This window comes from Corynebacterium sp. HMSC070H05 (assembly GCF_001837615.1).
In the GTDB taxonomy this organism is placed as follows: domain Bacteria; phylum Actinomycetota; class Actinomycetes; order Mycobacteriales; family Mycobacteriaceae; genus Corynebacterium; species Corynebacterium coyleae.
In genome coordinates, this window is sequence record NZ_KV833344.1 from 1 (window position 1) to 18,079 (window position 18,079).

Genomic DNA, 18,079 nt, shown 5'->3' on the forward strand with positions numbered 1-18,079 from the left:
GGCTTCGCCAACATGATGCTCTAAAACCAAACAACAACAATGAGTGTGCCCACCCGCAACACCGGGTGGGCACACTCTCTTTTCGTTGCTGCCACTGATCGTCTAGCACCCCCGCAAATACAGCTAGACGGTCTCGAAACCACCCACACAAACCCCCAGGTGATAACGAACACCATGGTCAATACGGAGCTCATCGTCTGGTTCCACAAACACAGAGCTAGACGATCGGTCCGAGCGTCCTTCTTCGTCTGAAGGGGGATCACTGACGCGGTAGCGCCTACTCGCTGACCGAGAACACCTTCTTCTTCGGTGCCGCCTCCGCAGCCGATCCCGCCACGGCGATCTTGGGGGCGTCGAGGACGTCGGTCATGAAGTCGGCGACCCACTGCAGCAATTCCATATCGCGCAGGTTTGGGGCGTTGAGTGCCCGCTTTGCCCCGCCTTCCTTGGGCATCGGCACCTGCAGCGCCTTTGCCGCAGCCCGGAAGTTCGCCCCCGGGTACAAGCGCTTCAGGCGCACCTGCTTGGAGTCAGGCAACTCGACTGGGTGGAGTTTGATGCGGGTTCCCTGGGTCAGGATCTCGGAAACGCCAACTGCACGGGCCTGGTTGCGCAGTCGGGCTACGGCCATGAGCCGCTCGACCTCAATTGGCAAGGTGCCGAAGCGGTCGATCATGTCGTCGGCTGCGGCGGTCAGGGCGTCGTCGTCACGCGCTTCTGCGAGCTTGCGGTACACCTCTAGGCGCAGGCGCTCGGAGTTGATGTAGGTCTCCGGAATGTGTGCGTCCACGGGCAGGTCGACGCGGATTTCCTTCGGGCCTTTGTCGGTGGCGTCGATGGGTTTGCCGCTCATGAGGCCCTTGAAGGTTTCCACGGCCTCGCTGACCAAGCGGACGTACATGTCGAAGCCCACGCCGGCGATGTGGCCGGACTGTTCCGCGCCGAGCACGTTGCCGGCGCCGCGCATCTCCAGGTCCTTTTGCGCCACGGCCATGCCGGCGCCCAGGTCGTTGTTTTGGGCGATGGTGGCCAGGCGGTCGTAGGAGGTCTCGGTGAGTGTCTTGTCCTTCGGGTACAGGAAGTACGCGTAGGCACGCTCGCGGGAACGACCCACACGGCCGCGCAGCTGGTGCAACTGGCTCAGGCCCATGTTCTGGGCGTTTTCCACGATCAGGGTGTTGGCGTTGGCGATGTCCAGGCCGGTCTCCACGATCGTGGTGCACACCATGACGTCGTATTCGCGGTTCCAAAAACCCTGTACGGTCTGCTCGAGCACCTGCTCGCTCATCTGGCCGTGGGCGACAACGACGCGGGCCTCGGGCACGAGTTCGCGCAGTTGGCGGGCAGTTTTTTCGATGTCGGAGACTTTGTTGTGAATGTAGAAGACTTGGCCGTCGCGAAGCAATTCTCGACGAATCGCCGCCGCCACCTGTTTATCCTCCTGCGGACCGACATACGTGAGCACCGGGTGACGATCTTCCGGCGCGGTGGTAATCGATGTCATTTCGCGGATGCCGGTCAGCGACATCTCAAGCGTGCGCGGAATCGGCGTTGCCGTCATGGTGAGCACGTCAACGTGCGACTTCAGCGCCTTGATGTGTTCCTTGTGCTCGACACCGAAGCGCTGCTCCTCGTCCACGATGATCAGACCGAGGTTCTTCCACTGCACGCCAGTCTGCAGCAGTCGGTGGGTACCAATGACGATGTCTACGGAACCATCCGCAAGACCTGCGAGGATCTTCTTCGAATCCGCGGTAGAGGTGAAACGCGACAGCTCGCGAACCTCCACCCCAAAACCATCCATGCGCTGCGTGAAGGTGGAGTAATGCTGCTGGGCAAGCAGCGTCGTCGGCACCAGCACCGCGACCTGTTTGCCGTCCTGCACTGCCTTAAACGCGGCACGCACGGCCACCTCGGTTTTGCCGAAGCCCACATCGCCCACGATCACGCGGTCCATCGGCGTGGGCTTTTCCATGTCTTCCTTGACCGCTTCGATGGCGTTGAGCTGGTCTTCCGTCTCTACGAACGGGAAGGCATCTTCCATCTCGAGCTGCCAGGGGGTATCCGGTGCGAACGCGTGGCCCGGCGCGGCTTGGCGCTTGGCGTAGAGCTCCACCAACTCGCCGGCGATCTCGCGCACGGCGGCGCGCGCCTTGCGCTTGGTGGACTTCCAGTCCGAGCCGCCCATCTTGCTTAGCGACGGCTTCTCGCCACCGGTGTACTTACTCAGCAGGTCCAGCGACTCCATGGGCACCCAGAGTTGGTCGCCGGGCTGTCCGCGCTTGGCGGGCTGGTACTCGAGCACGATGTATTCGCGTCGCGACGCCTCATCGCCGGCCTTGATAGTGCGCTCCGCCATCTTTACAAACTTGCCGATGCCGTGGGTGTCATGCACCACGAAATCACCCGGCTGCAAAGCCAACGGGTCGACGCGGTTGCGGCGGCGCGGGGCGCGTCGCTTAGCGCCGGCGATGTCGCCGACGCGGTTGCCGGTCAGGTCCGTTTCAGTAACAACGACCAAGTTCGGCCCGCCGAAAACGAGGCCTGCGTGCGATAACGCCTGGTAGAGCGTAACTGCGCCATCGACGGGCTCGAGCCCCGGTGTGGCCACTCGTGCGGACACGCCGTGCTCGCGCAGGCGCTCAGCCATGCGGTCGATCGCACCTTTGGCCGGAGCGACATAGGCGGCCTTGCCGTGGTTTTGCGTCACGTGCAGTTTCAGCGTGGCGTAGAGCTGCTCGATCTGCTTCGGATCGCCCTTCGGCGCGGGTGCTGCATCGAACTCGAGCGGCAGCGTCGACGCGTCATCCGCGGCGAACATGCCGGGAGGAGCAAAGGTCCACCAGGCGTTTCCGGCCTTCGACGCGGAGACCTCCAGGGACTCGAACGAACGGTACGACGAAGCAGAGACGTCCAGGCCTTCCACCGCCACCGGGCCTTCGGCGCCCATCGCGGCGGCCTCCCAGCCGGCCTCGAGGAACTCGCGGTCGGTCGCTTCCAAGTCGGCAATGCGAGTGCGAACCTTCTCCGGGTTGGTCACCAACACCACCGAACCGGCCGGCATCAATTCCGGCAGCACCGAATACGTCTTATCGGTCAGCGCCGGGATGATCGCTTCCATGCCGTCCGCCGGCTGCTTTTCGGAAATGCGTGCAAGCAGCGACGACAAGGTGGGGTTCGACGGGAATTTGCGGGCCAGGTCGTCGGCTTTGGCGGCCACGGTGTCGTCGATAAGCAACTGCCTTGCTGGAAACAGTTCGACGGCACCAACCTCTTCGATGGTGCGCTGATCCGCAACCGCAAAGGAGCGGATGTCGGTGACTTCGTCACCCCAGAACTCGATACGCACAGGGTTCTGGGCAGTGGTGGGGAAAACGTCAATGATGCCGCCACGGGTAGCAAACTCGCCACGGCCCGCAACCATATCCACGTGGTTGTAGGCGAAATGCACCAACTGCTGCGTCAGGTCCTCAAAGTCGGCTTCCTGGTCCACCGCCACCCGAATCGGCTCAATCGCAGGCAAAACCGGCTGGCACACGGCGCGCGCCGCAGCCACGATGACACGCGGCATATCCCACAGCACCTTCGCACGGCGGCCAACAATGTCCGCAGCTGGCGACAAGCGCTCATGGGGCAACGTCTCGTAGGCGGGGAATTGGGCGACCTTGTCGTCGCCAAGCATTGCCTTGAGCTCCGCCGTGAGGTCTTCCGCCTCGTGCCCCGTCGCCGTCACCAACAGCACCGGGGTCTCACGCGCGATCGCACCAGCAGTCCAGGAACGTGCCTGGTCAATGCCGGTAATATGCAGCGAATCTTCCCCCACATGCGTCACCAAACCCTTCAACTTCGGGTCCGTCAACGCCTGGGTGAGCAGCCCACCAAGCACGGGCGGGGTGTTATCAGTCATGCAATGCTTCCTCTTCGTTCGCGTCGCGATCCACAGCGCGCTCATCTCCAGCGACATCTTCACCAGCAATATGCGGCTTGGCTTCCATCCCCCGCAACCCGTTCCAACACAGGTTAGAGATATGCGCCGCCACAATATGCTTGTCTGGCTCCCGCTGATCCAGCCACCACAGCGCAGAATTAGACACCGTGCCAACCAGCGCCTGACCGTACAACCCGGCCATCGCCTCATCTAATCCACGGTGCTTAAACGCCTCCGCCAGCAGGTGGGAAACCTCAGCGGTCACACGGTTAAGAATCGTCGAATACGTCCGCCCCTCCCCCGGCAACTGACCATGCGCAAGGATGACAAACCCGTCGGTGTCATCCTCCACGTACGTCAGCAACGCCAACACACCACGCTCAATGCGATCGCGCCAGCGCCCCTCCTGGATAGACCCCATAATCGTCTCCTCCAAGCGGACCATCTCCCGACGAATAACTGCCTGGTACAACCCCTCTTTGCCCCCAAAATGCTCATACACCACCGGCTTGGTCACCCCGGCGCGAGCCGCAATCTCCTCCATGGAGATCCCGTCGTATCCGCGCTCAGCAAAAGCAGCGCGCCCAACGCCTAATAATTGTTCCCTACGCTGGGGTGCAGTCATTCGCCTACGAGCCATATGTTCCACTCTAGATCCCTCTCCGACACACCCCATCTTTGGTTGCCACGGGATGTGGTCTACAATCAGCGATGCTATTCCCCATGGTGTAATCGGCAACACTACGGTTTTTGGTACCGTCATTCTAGGTTCGAGTCCTGGTGGGGAAGCTTTTTCATATGGGGAGGGGAAATGAAACGATTCGCAATACTTTCTACAGCTCTATGCGTGATGCTCTCGGGGTGCACTACAGAGCAACCGCTTAACGACGACACCACGCCCAACATCGAATCCGGCACACCACCCGAATCTGCGGAGGATAAGCCTCAAGCACAGGCATTCGTGTTCAAAAGCGGCGTGCTAGAAGTCGGCGACTTCGACCCTTACACAATCGGCGACGACATCTTCGATCCCTGCACGGAAATCACGCAGGAAGAATTCGCCGCTGCGGGGTTTGAGGATGTGGAGCCGGTTTTGGAGAAATATGCGGCATTCGCTCGCGGAATGAGTGCTTGCGACAGCCAAAACGGCGATGAGCTGTTTCCTCCAGCGTTTATGAGCAGCAACGCGAATCGCAAAGTTGTTGCAGAGCAAGTGGAATTGTTCGATTACAAATCTGAAGTCCTACCGACGCTTTATACCTTCGGTCCATTGAGTGGCATCGGCCCTAGTTGTTACGCACAGATTGACACTGTTCGAGGAGCAATAACAACAATCGTCGCCGGGATTGAAGGGTTTGGCGATCGTAAACAGAATTGCGACCGCGCAATTAACGCACTGGAGAGCCTTTACCAGGCATTTCATTAACAATTGTCCACTAAAGTGGACAAACTCTTTTCATCCGCTTCTTTCTCATTTATCTTTGAGAATAAGCAACAACTTTTTGGGGGAAAAATGATCATAAAACTCGACATAGCTCAAGCAGAATCTGCGATTAGCCAGCTAAGGGGAATTGCTAGCAGTCTCGGTACAAACATCGGATTTGCAAGCAATCCGCTTTCTTCTTTCTCGCAGGTCAGTGGCCTCGCAGATGCAGGGCGTACTCTGAGCCCAATCGGGGATGTAAACGCACCAGAAGCAAATCAAGCGGTCGCAACCTACCTTCTGGGTACGGCGAACATTCTTGAAACAGCGCTGAACAACACACTGCGGACAGATGATTCGCTGTCCGGTGCGTTGGCGTCGCTCGGTCCGGTGTTTGAAGGACGCGTTAACCAGGTGCAGCCACAACTGATTGAGCTCCTGCAGAAATCGCGTTCGGTCGATCCGAAAACCAACACGTTTGCAAACCCGGCGGCAGTCGCGACTGGTGATTCGTCGCTGCACGCCTTGCACGCCAAGTTGTTGGAGACCGACACCTCTCGTGCGATGTCTGCTTCCGAGTTCTGGAACTCAAATGCGGAGCTGATCGCCGATGCGATGGAGGAACTCAACGAAGTTCAGCACGCGTTGAGCTCGTCGGCAGAGACATCCTGGATTCACAACGCGATGCGCACCATCACTCAGGTCCAGAACGCAGGTATGGAATACGTGGCTAACTCGCGCTCCCTCGCAGCGCACACCGCAATGCTTGCCGACGCCGCAGACGCCGAAAAACTCATCGCATCCAGCACCGTGATGGCATATGACGCTGCACCGTCGCCGGAAGAAAAGCTTGCGATCGAGCAGGCGTACTTGCTCAACTTTCCGGCACGAATGACATCAAACTTGGTCGCTGCGATCCCGACGTTTAACCGTCTGCTTCCGGAGTTGAAGGAGATGTCTGGCGACTCCTACAGCGTCGATAGCATTCCCTCGCCAGCAGCGCCCGCATTTGAACCAGCAGAGTTGCCGGAACCAATCCAGAATGCGCTGATCAACCGTGGCTACGGGGATATCGCAAACGCGAAAACACCGTCAGAGGTTCTGCAGAACATGGGGCGGCCCTCGCCAAACGTGCTTGATTCCATTCCGGCAGGTGCTACGCCTACGCAGGCTGCGTCGGCAGTGCTGGCACCGCCAAGCACAAATGCGATGGCTCCGACCCCAGGTGCGATCTCTGCTGGCGCGCACCCAGGTGCGCACAGCCCAGCGTTCACCGGTGCTATCACCCCTGCAACCACACGTGGGGCGAACTCGGGCGGGGCATCCGCCGGCACCAATAGCGGCGCGGGTGGATTCGCTCCAATAGCTGGTGGGCCCAGCAACGCTGCAGGCACTGGAAGGCACGCTGCTCGTGGAAACCAGATGGGCGCAGGCACCGGGGTTGGAGTGCCTGGCGGTTCCCGCGGGGGCTCCCCTGCTTCCCAGGCTGTAAGCGGCCGTGGAGCTGGAAATGGCATCGGCACTGGCCGAGGCGCCGGAGCAGGGGCTGGCATGTACGCAGGTGGCGGCATGCACGCCGGTCGTCCGGGTTTCAGCACGGGCGGCGGCGTGAGCGCCGGTGCTGGTGTCGGTCCAAGTACCGGTTTCGGCGCCGGTTCGCAGGGTGCTCACGGTGCTACCCCGCACGGCTCGACAGGGCACGCGCCAACAGGCTCCGGCACAGCTAACGGTGCACACGGTGCCCACAGTGCCCACGGCGCCCACGCCACAAACGGTGCGCACTCCGCGAACAATGCGGCAGGCGCACACCGCGGCGGTGGTGTCATTGCCGGGCAACCGATGATGGCCGGGCGCAACCAAAACGGTCGCGCATCCGACAAGGCCGCCGCCAAGGTCAAGACAGTTACCAGCGCGGTCGAGCGCGACGGCAACCTCAAGGCACTGCTCGGCGACGCCCCACTATTGCTGCCGGAAGTCATCGGCTACAACGTGCGCCGATAGTCACCGCGAGCGGCAACGCTCGAAACAGCAACCCGAAACAAAACCACGCCCCGGTGGGATTCGCGCCGGGGCGTGGGGTCGTCGAGAAGCAATCTAATGCTCGTGGCCGTGCGGGAGTGCAAGGTCCGGTTCTTGGCCAGGCTCAACGATGACAAATTGGCCCATCATGCCCTGGTCTTCGTGGTTGAGCATGTGGCAGTGATACATGTAGGCCAAGGTGGGGTCGGGGTGATACGCGATCTCCACAAGCAACGTCACCGTGGAAAGCGGTGGCACGTCGATGGTGTCGTGCCAGCCGGCAGTGAACTCCACTTCCCCACCCTCAACACTTTGCACGGCGAAGCGTGCGTTGTGGATATGGAAGTTGTGCAGCATATCCTCGTTTTCGTTGGTCACGCGCCAGATCTCAGGCCCGTCGTGGTCGACGACAAAGTCGACGCGCGACATGTCCATCGTTTGGCCATTGATCTCAATGCCATTGAGTCGGAACTCGCGCTCCACACTTGCCGACGACGGCACGTCCAACGGCACCAACGTTTCCGACAACGCGGGCGAAGCCGGCGCATCTTCTGGCGGGGCGGCGATCTCCAACAGGTCGAAGGTGTCGCGGGCGCCGAACATGTCCGCCGTTTCCTTATCCGGCAGGCCGCCAAGATCCGGGAGTCCATCGCTACGCAACATCAGGTCCTTGCCCGGCTCCAGGTCCACCACGATTTCCACGCGCTCGCCCGGGGTAAGCAGCACGCCGTCGACCTCCACCGGGGAATCGAGGAACCCCTGGTCCGTGGCGACGATCTTGAACGGCACGCCCAGTGTCAGGTGGTGGAAGCGCAACACGGAACCGTTGAGCACGCGGAGACGCACGCGGCGGGTTGTGGCCTCGAAACGCGGTTTGGTGATGCCGTTGACCACCACGGTGTCGCCGACCCAACCGTGGTCCTCGTCGAGCTGGCCGTCTTCGGTGAACTGGGCGTTAGTCAGGATCACAGGGATGTCGTCGACGCCGTAGTCGGCGGGCAGGCCGGGGATGGCGGTGGTGTCGTCGTCGACAATCAGACCGCCGGCAAGGCCGCGGTAGGCGTGCACCGCGGATATCTCGTGCGGGTGCGGGTGGTACCAGCAGGTCGCGGCGGGCTGATCGACGGTCCACGACGGCGACCAAGACTCACCCGGGTCAAACATCAGCGCCGGTCCCCCGTCCGCAGCGGCCGGCAGGTGCAGGCCGTGCCAGTGCACAACGGTCGGCTCCGGCACGTTGTTGTGCACGGTCATTTCAATGCGTTCGCCGCGCCGCATGTACAGCGTTGGGCCCAAGAACGGCCCGTTGAAGCCCCAAGTCTTGGTCATGACACCGGGGATGATTTCGGATTCGCCTTCCTGGGCGGTCAGTTCGAAGCGGCGCACGTTGCCGTCGAGTGTGCCTTCGTACAGCGGCGGGATAGGCAGCGGGCGTGCTTCGGCGTCGGCACCACGCGGGGTGGGCTGGTTTGATGTCGAGCACCCAGCCAATGCAGCACCCGTGGCTGCGACTGCAACGGCGAAAACGGTCCCTTTAAAAAATGTGCGTCGAGAAAAAGCCATTACGTCCTCCAAAAACTCGCCGAAAACCATGAATGATCCTACTATCCCGATATATGCGTAACGAGGAAGCGAATGCCCGCCGGTTCATCTGGTCGAACGGCTTACAAAACATTGGCGATCAGGTAGTCGCCCCGAAAACGGTGCTGCCGTGGCTGTTCAATGCTGCTGGGGTGCCGGCGGCGTTCACGTCGTTTCTCGTGCCAATTCGCGAGTCAGGCTCGATGCTGCCGCAGGCGTTTTTGAGCCCGTGGGTGACGTCGCAAAGCTCGCGCAAACGAGTCTGGTTGATCGGCTCGTGGGGCCAAGCGCTGGCCTCTGCCGGCATTGCGCTTAGCGCGCTGTTGCTCGAGGGAAGTGCGCTCGGCATCGCAGTCATTGTCCTGCTTGCGGTGCACGCGGTGTTTCGCTCCATCTGCTCCATCGCAGGCAAAGATGTCCAGGGCCGCACGATTTCCAAAGGCCACCGCGGCGACATCACCGGTCGCGCCACCGCGCTCGCCGGCGGTTTCACTCTCGCGATCGGTCTCGCACTGTCGTTTATCCCCAACGAACTTCCGCAGTGGTCACTCGCCGCGCTGCTCGCCGGCGGTGCGTCGATGTGGGCGCTCGCTTCGCTCGTGTTCATGCGTATCGACGAGCCCACTCCCGACACCGACACCTCCAACGGCCAAGGCTTCCACGACATGTGGAAGCTGGTCACCTCCGACCGCGACCTGCAACGATTCCTCATCGTGCGCTCGCTCATGCTGGTCACCGCGCTTTCCACCCCGTTTATCGTCGTGTTGGGCAGCCGCGAAGGCGCCGACCTCACAGGCCTTGGCGCGTTCATCGTCGCCTCCGGCGGCGCGTCACTGCTTGGCGGGCGGGTTTCGGGCCGGTTGTCGGACAGGTCGTCGAAACGCACGATGGCGTGGGCTGCAGGTTTCGCGTCCACTGTGCTCATCCTGCTCGTTGCCAGCGCACAGCTTGTCGACGACACCATCAACGCCTGGGTCATGCCCCTAGGCTTCTTCCTGGTCAACCTCGCCCACACCGCAGTGCGGGTCAGCCGCAAGACCTACCTGGTAGACATGGCCGACGGCGATAGGCGCACCATGATCACGGGTGCCGCCAACACCGTCATGGGCATCGTCCTGCTCGTTGTCGGCGCAATCTCCTCGGCGGTTGTGCTGCTCGGCCCGCAGGCAGCGCTGATCTTCCTGGCTGTTGTTGGTTACGCCGGTGTGTTTGGTGCCGCGAACCTGAAGGAAGTCTCGGCAAACAAGTAGGCCAGAGCCCATAGGCGTTATGCTTGGGGCCGATCTCAAAACGTCCACCCCCAAGGAGTAATCGAGTGCCTAACCACTCCGATCGCGCCGTTGTCGTGCTCGCGGCCGGCGCGGGAACCCGCATGAAGTCCGACCGCCAAAAGACGCTGCACGAAATCGGCGGGCGCAGCCTGCTCTCCCATTCGCTGCACGCCGCAGCCGGTGTGGAACCGACCTACCTCGTTGCTGTGGTCGGCCACCAGCGCGACCAGGTCGCCCCAGCCGTGGAGCACATCGCCGAGCAGATGCACGTGGAGATCCGCCAGGCGATCCAGGAGGAGCAAAACGGCACCGGCCACGCAGTGCAGGTCGGCCTGTCGGCAATTCCGGATTTCGACGGCACCGTCGTGGTCACCAATGGCGACGTGCCGTTGCTGACGCCGGAGACGTTGCAGGCGCTCGTCGAAAAGCATGAGTCCGAGCATGCCGCTGTGACCGTGCTCTCCCTCGAATTCGACAACCCCACCGGCTACGGCCGCATCATCCGCGGCGAAGCTGGCGACGTGCTCGAAATCGTCGAAGAAAAAGACGCCACCGACGAACAACGCAAGGTCCACGAAGTCAACTCCGGTGTCTTCGCCTTCGACGCCACCGTGCTTCGCGACGCCCTCGCGCGCGTCACCCCAGACAACGCCCAAGGCGAGTTCTACATCACCGACGTCCTCGGCATCGCCCGCAACGACGGCCGCAAAGTCTCCGCCTTCATCGCACCTGATGCCCGCGAACTCGCCGGTGTCAACGACCGCGTCCAACTCGCCGAAGCAGGCAAAGAACTCAACCGCCGCCTCGTCGAGCGCGCCATGCGCAACGGCGCAACCGTCATCGACCCGGCCACCACCTGGATCGGCGTCGAGGTAGAAATCGGCCGCGACGTCATCATCCACCCCAACACCCAACTGTGGGGCTCCACCGTCATCGGAGACGGCGCCGAAATCGGCCCCGACACCACCCTGACCGACATGGAAGTCGGCGCCCGCGCCACCGTCGTACGCACCCAAGGCGAACTCGGCGTCATCGGTGAAGAAGCCACCGTCGGCCCCTTCACCTACATCCGCCCCGGCACCGAACTCGGCGCCCGCGGCAAACTCGGCGGCTTCGTCGAATCCAAAAACGCCAAGATCGGCGAAGGCTCCAAGGTGCCCCACCTGACCTACATCGGCGACGCCACCGTAGGCAAGCACTCCAACATCGGCGCCTCCAGCGTTTTCGCTAACTACGACGGAGTGAACAAGCACCACACCACCATCGGCGACTACTGCCGTACCGGCTCAGACACCATGTTTGTCGCACCGGTCAATATCGGTGATGGCGCGTATACCGGCGCGGGTACAGTAGTCACGGAAGATGTTCCAGCCGGCGCGCTCGCCATCAAGGAGGGCCACCAGCGCAACATCGAGGGCTGGGTAGAAAAGCGCCGCCCCGGATCCGACGCGGCAGAAGCTGCAAAGAAAGCACGCGAGAAGTAAAGGTTCAAACATGACTGGTTACTCCACAGAAAGCCACAAAAACCTCAAGGTCTTCACCGGGCGTGCGCACCCGGAACTGGCAGAGGCCGTAGCAGACGAACTCGGCATCGAGCTCGTGCCCACCACCGCCCGTGACTTCGCCAACGGCGAAATCTTCATCCGCTTCGAAGAGTCCGTCCGTGGCTCCGACTGCTTTGTCATGCAGTCCCACGCACAGCCGCTGAACAAGTGGCTCATGGAGCAGTTGATCATGATCGACGCGCTCAAGCGTGGCTCCGCGAAGCGCATCACCGCGATCCTGCCGTTCTACCCGTACGCACGCCAGGACAAGAAGCACCGCGGCCGCGAGCCGATCTCCGCCCGCCTCATCGCAGACCTGCTCTCCGCAGCAGGCGCGGACCGCATCGTCTCCGTCGACCTGCACACCGACCAGATCCAGGGCTTCTTCGACGGCCCGGTCGACCACATGCACGCCCAGCCGATCCTGGTGGACTACATCAAGTCCAAGTACTCGCTGGACAACCTCGTGGTGGTCTCCCCGGATGCCGGCCGCGTGAAGTCCGCTGAGAAGTGGGCCAACATGCTTGGCGACGCCCCCATGGCCTTCGTCCACAAAACCCGCGACATCGACGCCGCAAACAAGGTTGTCTCCAACCGTGTCGTCGGCGACGTCGAGGGCAAGGACTGCATCCTCATGGACGACATGATCGACACCGGCGGCACCATCGCTGGCGCCGTCGGCGTGCTCAAGGAAGCCGGCGCGAAGTCCGTCGTCATCGCCTGCACCCACGGTGTCTTCTCCGACCCGGCACGCAAGCGCCTCAGCGACTGCGGCGCAGAGGAAGTCATCACCACCGACACCCTGCCGCAAAACACCGAAGGTTGGAAGAACCTCACCGTGCTGTCGATCGCACCACTGCTGGCAAAGACCATCCGCGAAATCTTCGAAAACGGTTCCGTGACCACCCTCTTCGAGGGCCAGGCCTAAACCACTCTTGACCGCGACAGCCGGGGCAGCTTCACCGCTGCCCCGGCTTCACGCTTAGGGAAAGGACACATTCTCATGTACAACCGCTACGCCGAATCCGTAGAAATCACCCCAGAGCTTGAGCACGCCAAAGCCATGTACGACGGCGACGCCACCCTCGAGTATCTGGGCGCCATCATCACACGGTTAGAGCCAGGCGTGGCGGAAGGTGAGTTTGTCGTCGATAAGCGGCATGCAAACGGATTCGGTGTCTGCCAAGGCGGCGTACTGTTCACCTTCGCCGACGCCCTCTTCGGTGGCGCCTGCAACTCGCGCCGCACTGAGCCCACCGTCAGCGCACAATCCGAAATGATCTACCTCGCACCCGCGAAAATGGGCCGCACCATCCGCGGCGTCGCCCGTGAACACCACCAATGGGGCCGCAACGGACTGTCCGACGTCACCCTTTACGACGGCGACACCGTCATCGCAGAATTCCGCGGACTCTCCCGCACCACCTCACGTCCCCCGACAGGAAACTAACCCATGAGCCTCCAAGAACAAGGACTCAAACGCAGCGTCAAAAGCCGCCAACTGATGATGATCGCCTTCGGATCATCCATCGGCACCGGACTTTTCCTCGGCTCCGCCAGCTCCATCCAATACGCCGGCCCCGCCGTCTTGATCTCCTTCGCCATCGTCGGCGTCATCGTTTACTTCCTCATGCGCATGCTCGGCGAAATGGCCGTCGAACACCCCGTCTCCGGATCCTTTGCCGCATACTCCCGCGAATTCATCGGCCGCGGAGCCGGATTTATCACCGGCTGGAACTGGTGGTTCACCACCGTGGTCGTCGGCATGCTGGAACTGACCGCCATGGGTACCTTCCTGGACTACTGGTTCCCCCACATCCCCCACTGGGTCACCGCGCTAGTCTCGCTGCTGCTCGTCGTCGTCCTCAACGTGCTCAACGTGCGCGTGTTCGCCACCACCGAATACTGGCTTTCCCTGATCAAAGTGGCAGCACTCGTCCTCATGATCGTGCTCGGCCTCGCGCTTGTCTTCGGCGTCGGCTCTGAACCCGCCATCGGCCTGCAACACATCACCGACCACGGCGGATTCATGCCAAACGGCGTCTCCGGTGTCCTGTTCGCACTCGTCGCAGTGACCTTCACCTTCGGCGGCATCATGTCCATTGGCACCGCCGCTGGCGAAGCTGACGACCCAGACAAGGCAATTCCCCGCGCGGTCAACTCCGTCGTGTGGCGCATCCTCGTGTTCTACCTCGGCGGCATCGGCACCATCCTGCTGCTCGCACCGTGGAACGAACAAGACACGAACGAAAGCCCATTCATCCGGGTGCTTACCGGCGTCGGCTTTTCAGGCGCAGCAACCGCCCTGAACGTCGTCATCGTCGTCGCCGTGTTCTCCGTGCTCAACACCATGACCTACTCCGGCGCCCGCATGCTTCGCGACCTCGCCCGCAACGGCCAAGCCCCCAAAGCCCTCGCCGAAACCAACGCCAAAGGTGTGCCCACAAAAGCACTGCTTTTCGACGCCACCCTCATGGGCGTCGTCGTCATCCTCAACTACTTCTTCGAAGGCAAAATCTTCGCCATCCTGCTCGCCATCATCGTCGGCACGGAATTGATCACCTGGGCCGGCATCTGCCTATCCCACCTGAACTTCCGCAAACACGCCGGCAACACAAAATTCCCCGCCCCGTTCTACCCAGTTGCGAACTGGATCTGCATCGCATTTTTCGCCCTCGTACTCGTACTAATGGGTATTCTTCCCGATTACCGCATGGGTCTAGCCACCCTCTTCGGCTGGATCCTCGCCCTCGGCCTCATCTGGCTGACAACGCAACGCAGGAGCAACGCATGACCCGCAACATGATCCGCAAAGACCTCGACACCATCCCCGCCTACGTGCCGGGAGCCCGCAACGACCAGGCCATCAAACTCTCCTCCAACGAATGCGCCGAAGGCCCACTGCCCTCCGTACTCGAGGCGATGCGCGACACCCTCGGCTCCATGAACCGCTACCCCGACATGGGCGCCACCGACATCCGCACCGCCCTTGCCGAACACCTCGGCGTGACCATCGACCAGGTCGCCGTCGGCACCGGCTCCTCTGCCCTGTGCCAACAACTCGCGACGATCACCGCACAGCCCGGCGACGAAATCATCTTCCCCTGGCGCAGTTTCGAGGCCTACCCCATCTTCGCCCGCATCGTCGGCGCAACCCCCGTCGCCATCCCACTCGACGCGGAGCACCGCCTCGACCTGACCGCCATGGCCGCAGCGATTACCGAACGCACGAAACTCATCTTCGTGTGCAACCCCAACAACCCAACCGGCACCACCATCACCAACGCCGAGTTCGAAACCTTCATGGACGCCGTCCCATCCGACATCCTCGTCGCACTCGACGAGGCCTACTTCGAATACAACCGCGCCACCGACACCCCCATCGCCACCGACGTCATCACCCGCTACCCCAACGTCGTCGGCCTACGCACCTTCTCCAAAGCCTACGGCCTCGCTGGCGCCCGCATCGGCTACGCCTTCGGCCCCGCCGACATCATCAGCGCCCTCAACAAAGTCGCCGTCCCCTTCTCCGTCAACGCCGTCGCCCAAACCGCAGCCCTCGCCTCCCTCAAAGCCACCTCCGAGCTGCAAACGCGTATCGACGACACCATCACCCAACGCCAACACCTCACCACCGCACTCAACCTCCCCGAATCCCAAGCCAACTTCATCTGGCTGCCGGATTTCCCGCGTGAAAAAGCTGACCGGCTAGCGGCAGAGGGCGTGCTGGTGCGTTCTTTCCCGGAAGGTATCCGCGTCACCGTCACCAACTCAGCCGAAACCGACGCCTTCCTGAAAGCATGGGACCGTGCGTAGTGAGCGCCGCCGCGTGATCGCGGCGACCACCATCGGCACAGCCATCGAGTGGTACGACTACTTCCTCTACGCCGCCGTCGCCGGTTTGGTGTTTAACCAGACCATGTTCGGTCCCCTCGGACCTGCTGCGGCGACGATCGTGAGCTTCCTCACCGTCGGCTTGTCCTTCCTGTTCCGCCCGCTCGGTGCGGTGCTGGCTGGCCACTACGCCGACCGATTCGGGCGCCGCGGCGTGCTCATGATCACCCTGTTCACGATGGGCACCGCCACCACGCTTATCGGCCTGCTGCCCACCTACGACACCATCGGTTGGCTTGCCCCCGCCGCACTGATTCTCCTGCGCATCCTGCAGGGCACATCGGCCGGCGGCGAATGGGGCTCCGCAGTCCTCCTCGCAGTCGAGCACGCCCCTGTGAACAAACGCGGCCTTTACGGCGCCGGCCCCCAGGTCGGTGTTCCCGCTGGCCTGCTCATGTCCTCCGGCATGCTCGCCCTAATGACCGCCGTCGCCCCCGGTGACGCCTTCGTCGAATGGGGCTGGCGCATTCCCTTCCTGCTGTCCATCGCGCTGACGTTCCTCGGCTGGTGGATCCGCACCGGCGTCGAAGAATCGCCCGTCGTCGAGGAGATGCGCGAGACCGGCACCCGCAGCCCCATCAGCGGCCTGTTCAAATCTCACGCGGGAGTTGTCCTCGCAGCCGCCCTGATCTTCGCCGCCAACGGCGCCGTCGGTTACATGACAACCGGCGGCTACATCCAGAACTACGTCACCGACCCCACCGGCATTGGGCTTTCACGCGGGGACATTCTCTGGGCTGTCACTGCATCGGCTGCGGTGTGGTTGTTCACTACCGCGTTCGCCGGGTGGGTCTCGGACTACATCGGGCGTAAGCGCACGCTTGCGATCGGGTTTGTGGTTCAGGCGGCGGGTGTTGCGGTGTTGTTCCCGCTCGTCGATACGGGTTCGATTGCAAAGATCACCGCGGCGTTGATTTTCCTCACCGTTGGCCTGGGCCTGACGTACGGCGAGATTGGCGCTTTCTACGCGGAGCTTTTCCCGGCTTCGGTCCGGGCGTCCGGGGCGTCGATTTCGTACGCGTTGGGTGCAATTCTTGGTGGTGCGTTTGCTCCAACGATTGCGGCTGCGTTGCGTGAGGCTACTGGTGGTACGGCGGCGATTACGGTGTATTTGATGGCGGCGACGTTGACGGGGTTCGTCGTTACGCTGCTTGTGCGTGATCGCACCGGCATCCCGCTTGGACATGATCATGAGGACGCCCAGGCGGCGGGGCATTTTGTGTGGGAAAAGTCGGCTGGTAGCCTGTAGCAGTCTCGGCGAGGGCTTTCGGGCCGTTATCGACGCGATGAAGATCCACTATGCGATCACTCGACGAGCACAATCCGTTAAGTGGTCGCAGGCAAAGCCTGTGGCCCTTCCAACCGAAGGAGTACAACATGGCTATTACCCCAACCGTTATCAAGGGTGAGCGTCGCGAGGAGTTTGGCAAGGGCTCCGCACGTCGTCTGCGTCGCGATGGCAAGATCCCGGGTGTCCTGTACGAAAAGGGCATCGAGAACATCCACTTTGCGGTTGACCGCATTGAGATGACCGCGATCGTGCGTAACGACGGCACCAACGCCATCGTCGAGCTTGAGCTCGACGGTGAGAAGCTGCTCGCCATGGTCAAGCACGTCGACCAGAACGTTCTGACCCTCGAGATCGACCACATTGACCTGTTCGGCATTAAGCGTGGCGAGAAGGTTACCGTCGAGGTTCCGGTTGTCACCGAGGGCGAGGCTGCTCCGGGCGCTGTTGTGTTCCAGGAAGCCGACGTTGTCGAGATCGAGATCGACGCTCTGTCTATCCCGGACGAGATCACCGTTTCCATCGAGGGCAAGGAGATCGGCGACCAGATCACCGCTGGCGATCTCGAGCTGCCGGCGGGTGCGGAGCTGATCACCGATCCGGAGAACTTGCTTGTCAACATCACCTTCGAGCAGGTTGATGAGGACCTCGAGGCTGAGGCTGAGGCTGCTGAGGAGGGCGGCGCTGAGGCTGGCGCTGAGTCTTCTGAGGCTGGTGAGGAAGCTTCCGAGTAATTTCGGCACGACGATTGGCCCGCTTTTTTGGCGGGCTTTTTCGTTATGTGAAGAGTTGTTGCATGGCTCCGGGCGGATGCTTCTCGACGACCGACCCTCCCGGCGATACCCACACCGGTATCCCATCGCGTATCTGTATTCGCCCGTAGCGGTTTTCACGCGGGTCATCGTCGTTGCGCCCGTTATGGAACCGACACAGTGGCACGAGGTTGGCCAGGTTGGTCTCCCCGCCATGGCGCCAGGCTTGGATGTGGTGCATTTCGCAGTTGTCAGCCCCATGCCGACAATCGGGCACCGGACAGGTTGGCGACATCATCGATGCCAACGCGCGCTGCTTACTATTTGCAAACCGCTGCGTGCGATACAGGTTGACTGCACCCTCGGTCGGGTGAAACGC

14 protein-coding genes are annotated in these 18,079 nt (G+C 61.9%); 10 read left to right on the forward strand and 4 right to left on the reverse strand.

The features are described from left to right. Nucleotides 1-277: 277 nt before the first annotated feature. Both mfd and HMPREF2617_RS11030 read right to left on the reverse strand, forming a co-directional pair. Entirely contained in the window at nt 278-3,907 is a 3,630-nt protein-coding gene (mfd, locus tag HMPREF2617_RS11025) for a transcription-repair coupling factor (RefSeq protein ID WP_070840731.1), read from the reverse strand. Then, nucleotides 3,900-4,568: a TetR/AcrR family transcriptional regulator gene (locus tag HMPREF2617_RS11030; RefSeq protein ID WP_070451141.1), complete on the reverse strand. Its 669-nt coding sequence runs from the start codon at nt 4,566-4,568 to the stop codon at nt 3,900-3,902. The genes mfd and HMPREF2617_RS11030 overlap by 8 nt, the downstream gene beginning before the upstream one ends. A gap of 171 nt (nt 4,569-4,739) precedes the next feature. Here HMPREF2617_RS11030 and HMPREF2617_RS11035 point away from each other — a divergent pair, with 171 nt between their 5' ends. Then, complete coding sequence (locus tag HMPREF2617_RS11035) at nt 4,740-5,354, forward strand: DUF3558 family protein (protein WP_168168350.1); 615 nt, start codon at nt 4,740-4,742, stop codon at nt 5,352-5,354. Nucleotides 5,355-5,765: 411 nt separating this feature from the next. Then, a complete protein-coding gene (locus tag HMPREF2617_RS11040) occupies nt 5,766-7,352 on the forward strand; it encodes a hypothetical protein (protein ID WP_141758921.1) in 1,587 nt (528 codons plus the stop codon). 93 nt (nt 7,353-7,445) lie between these two features. Here HMPREF2617_RS11040 and HMPREF2617_RS11045 read toward each other — a convergent pair whose 3' ends face one another. After that, nucleotides 7,446-8,933 carry a multicopper oxidase family protein gene (locus HMPREF2617_RS11045; RefSeq protein ID WP_070772407.1) on the reverse strand — a complete coding sequence of 496 codons (1,488 nt, stop codon included), beginning with the start codon at nt 8,931-8,933 and terminating at the stop codon, nt 7,446-7,448. 53 nt (nt 8,934-8,986) lie between these two features. Between HMPREF2617_RS11045 and HMPREF2617_RS11050 the strand changes: the two genes are divergently transcribed. The 8 genes from HMPREF2617_RS11050 to HMPREF2617_RS11085 all read left to right on the forward strand — a co-directional run bounded on the left by HMPREF2617_RS11050 (nt 8,987) and on the right by HMPREF2617_RS11085 (nt 17,682). Next, nucleotides 8,987-10,201 (forward strand): MFS transporter, encoded by a 1,215-nt coding sequence (locus HMPREF2617_RS11050; protein ID WP_070422626.1) that lies wholly within the window; start codon nt 8,987-8,989, stop codon nt 10,199-10,201. Between the two features lie 65 nt (nt 10,202-10,266). Further along, entirely contained in the window at nt 10,267-11,706 is a 1,440-nt protein-coding gene (glmU, locus tag HMPREF2617_RS11055) for a bifunctional UDP-N-acetylglucosamine diphosphorylase/glucosamine-1-phosphate N-acetyltransferase GlmU (RefSeq protein WP_083279453.1), read from the forward strand. 10 nt (nt 11,707-11,716) lie between these two features. Then, nucleotides 11,717-12,694: a ribose-phosphate diphosphokinase gene (locus HMPREF2617_RS11060; RefSeq protein ID WP_070570645.1), complete on the forward strand. Its 978-nt coding sequence runs from the start codon at nt 11,717-11,719 to the stop codon at nt 12,692-12,694. A 75-nt stretch (nt 12,695-12,769) separates the two neighbouring features. Beyond that, a complete protein-coding gene (locus HMPREF2617_RS11065) occupies nt 12,770-13,216 on the forward strand; it encodes a hotdog fold thioesterase (RefSeq protein WP_070422624.1) in 447 nt (148 codons plus the stop codon). A gap of 3 nt (nt 13,217-13,219) precedes the next feature. Further along, on the forward strand, nt 13,220-14,560 hold the full coding sequence (locus HMPREF2617_RS11070; protein WP_070840733.1) for an amino acid permease: 1,341 nt from the start codon (nt 13,220-13,222) through the stop codon (nt 14,558-14,560). 8 nt (nt 14,561-14,568) lie between these two features. After that, nucleotides 14,569-15,582, forward strand: a complete 1,014-nt coding sequence (gene hisC / locus HMPREF2617_RS11075; RefSeq protein ID WP_070840735.1) for a histidinol-phosphate transaminase — start codon at nt 14,569-14,571, stop codon at nt 15,580-15,582. Continuing rightward, the gene (locus HMPREF2617_RS11080; protein WP_070840734.1) at nt 15,575-16,909 is read left to right on the forward strand and encodes an MFS transporter; all 1,335 of its coding nucleotides are present in this window, start codon (nt 15,575-15,577) and stop codon (nt 16,907-16,909) included. The genes hisC and HMPREF2617_RS11080 overlap by 8 nt, the downstream gene beginning before the upstream one ends. Nucleotides 16,910-17,037: 128 nt before the next feature. Next, nucleotides 17,038-17,682: a 50S ribosomal protein L25/general stress protein Ctc gene (locus HMPREF2617_RS11085; protein ID WP_070422621.1), complete on the forward strand. Its 645-nt coding sequence runs from the start codon at nt 17,038-17,040 to the stop codon at nt 17,680-17,682. Between the two features lie 43 nt (nt 17,683-17,725). Here HMPREF2617_RS11085 and HMPREF2617_RS11780 read toward each other — a convergent pair. Then, nucleotides 17,726-18,079, reverse strand: a 354-nt coding sequence (locus HMPREF2617_RS11780) for an HNH endonuclease signature motif containing protein (RefSeq protein ID WP_141763059.1), incomplete at its 5' end; no start/stop codon positions are given.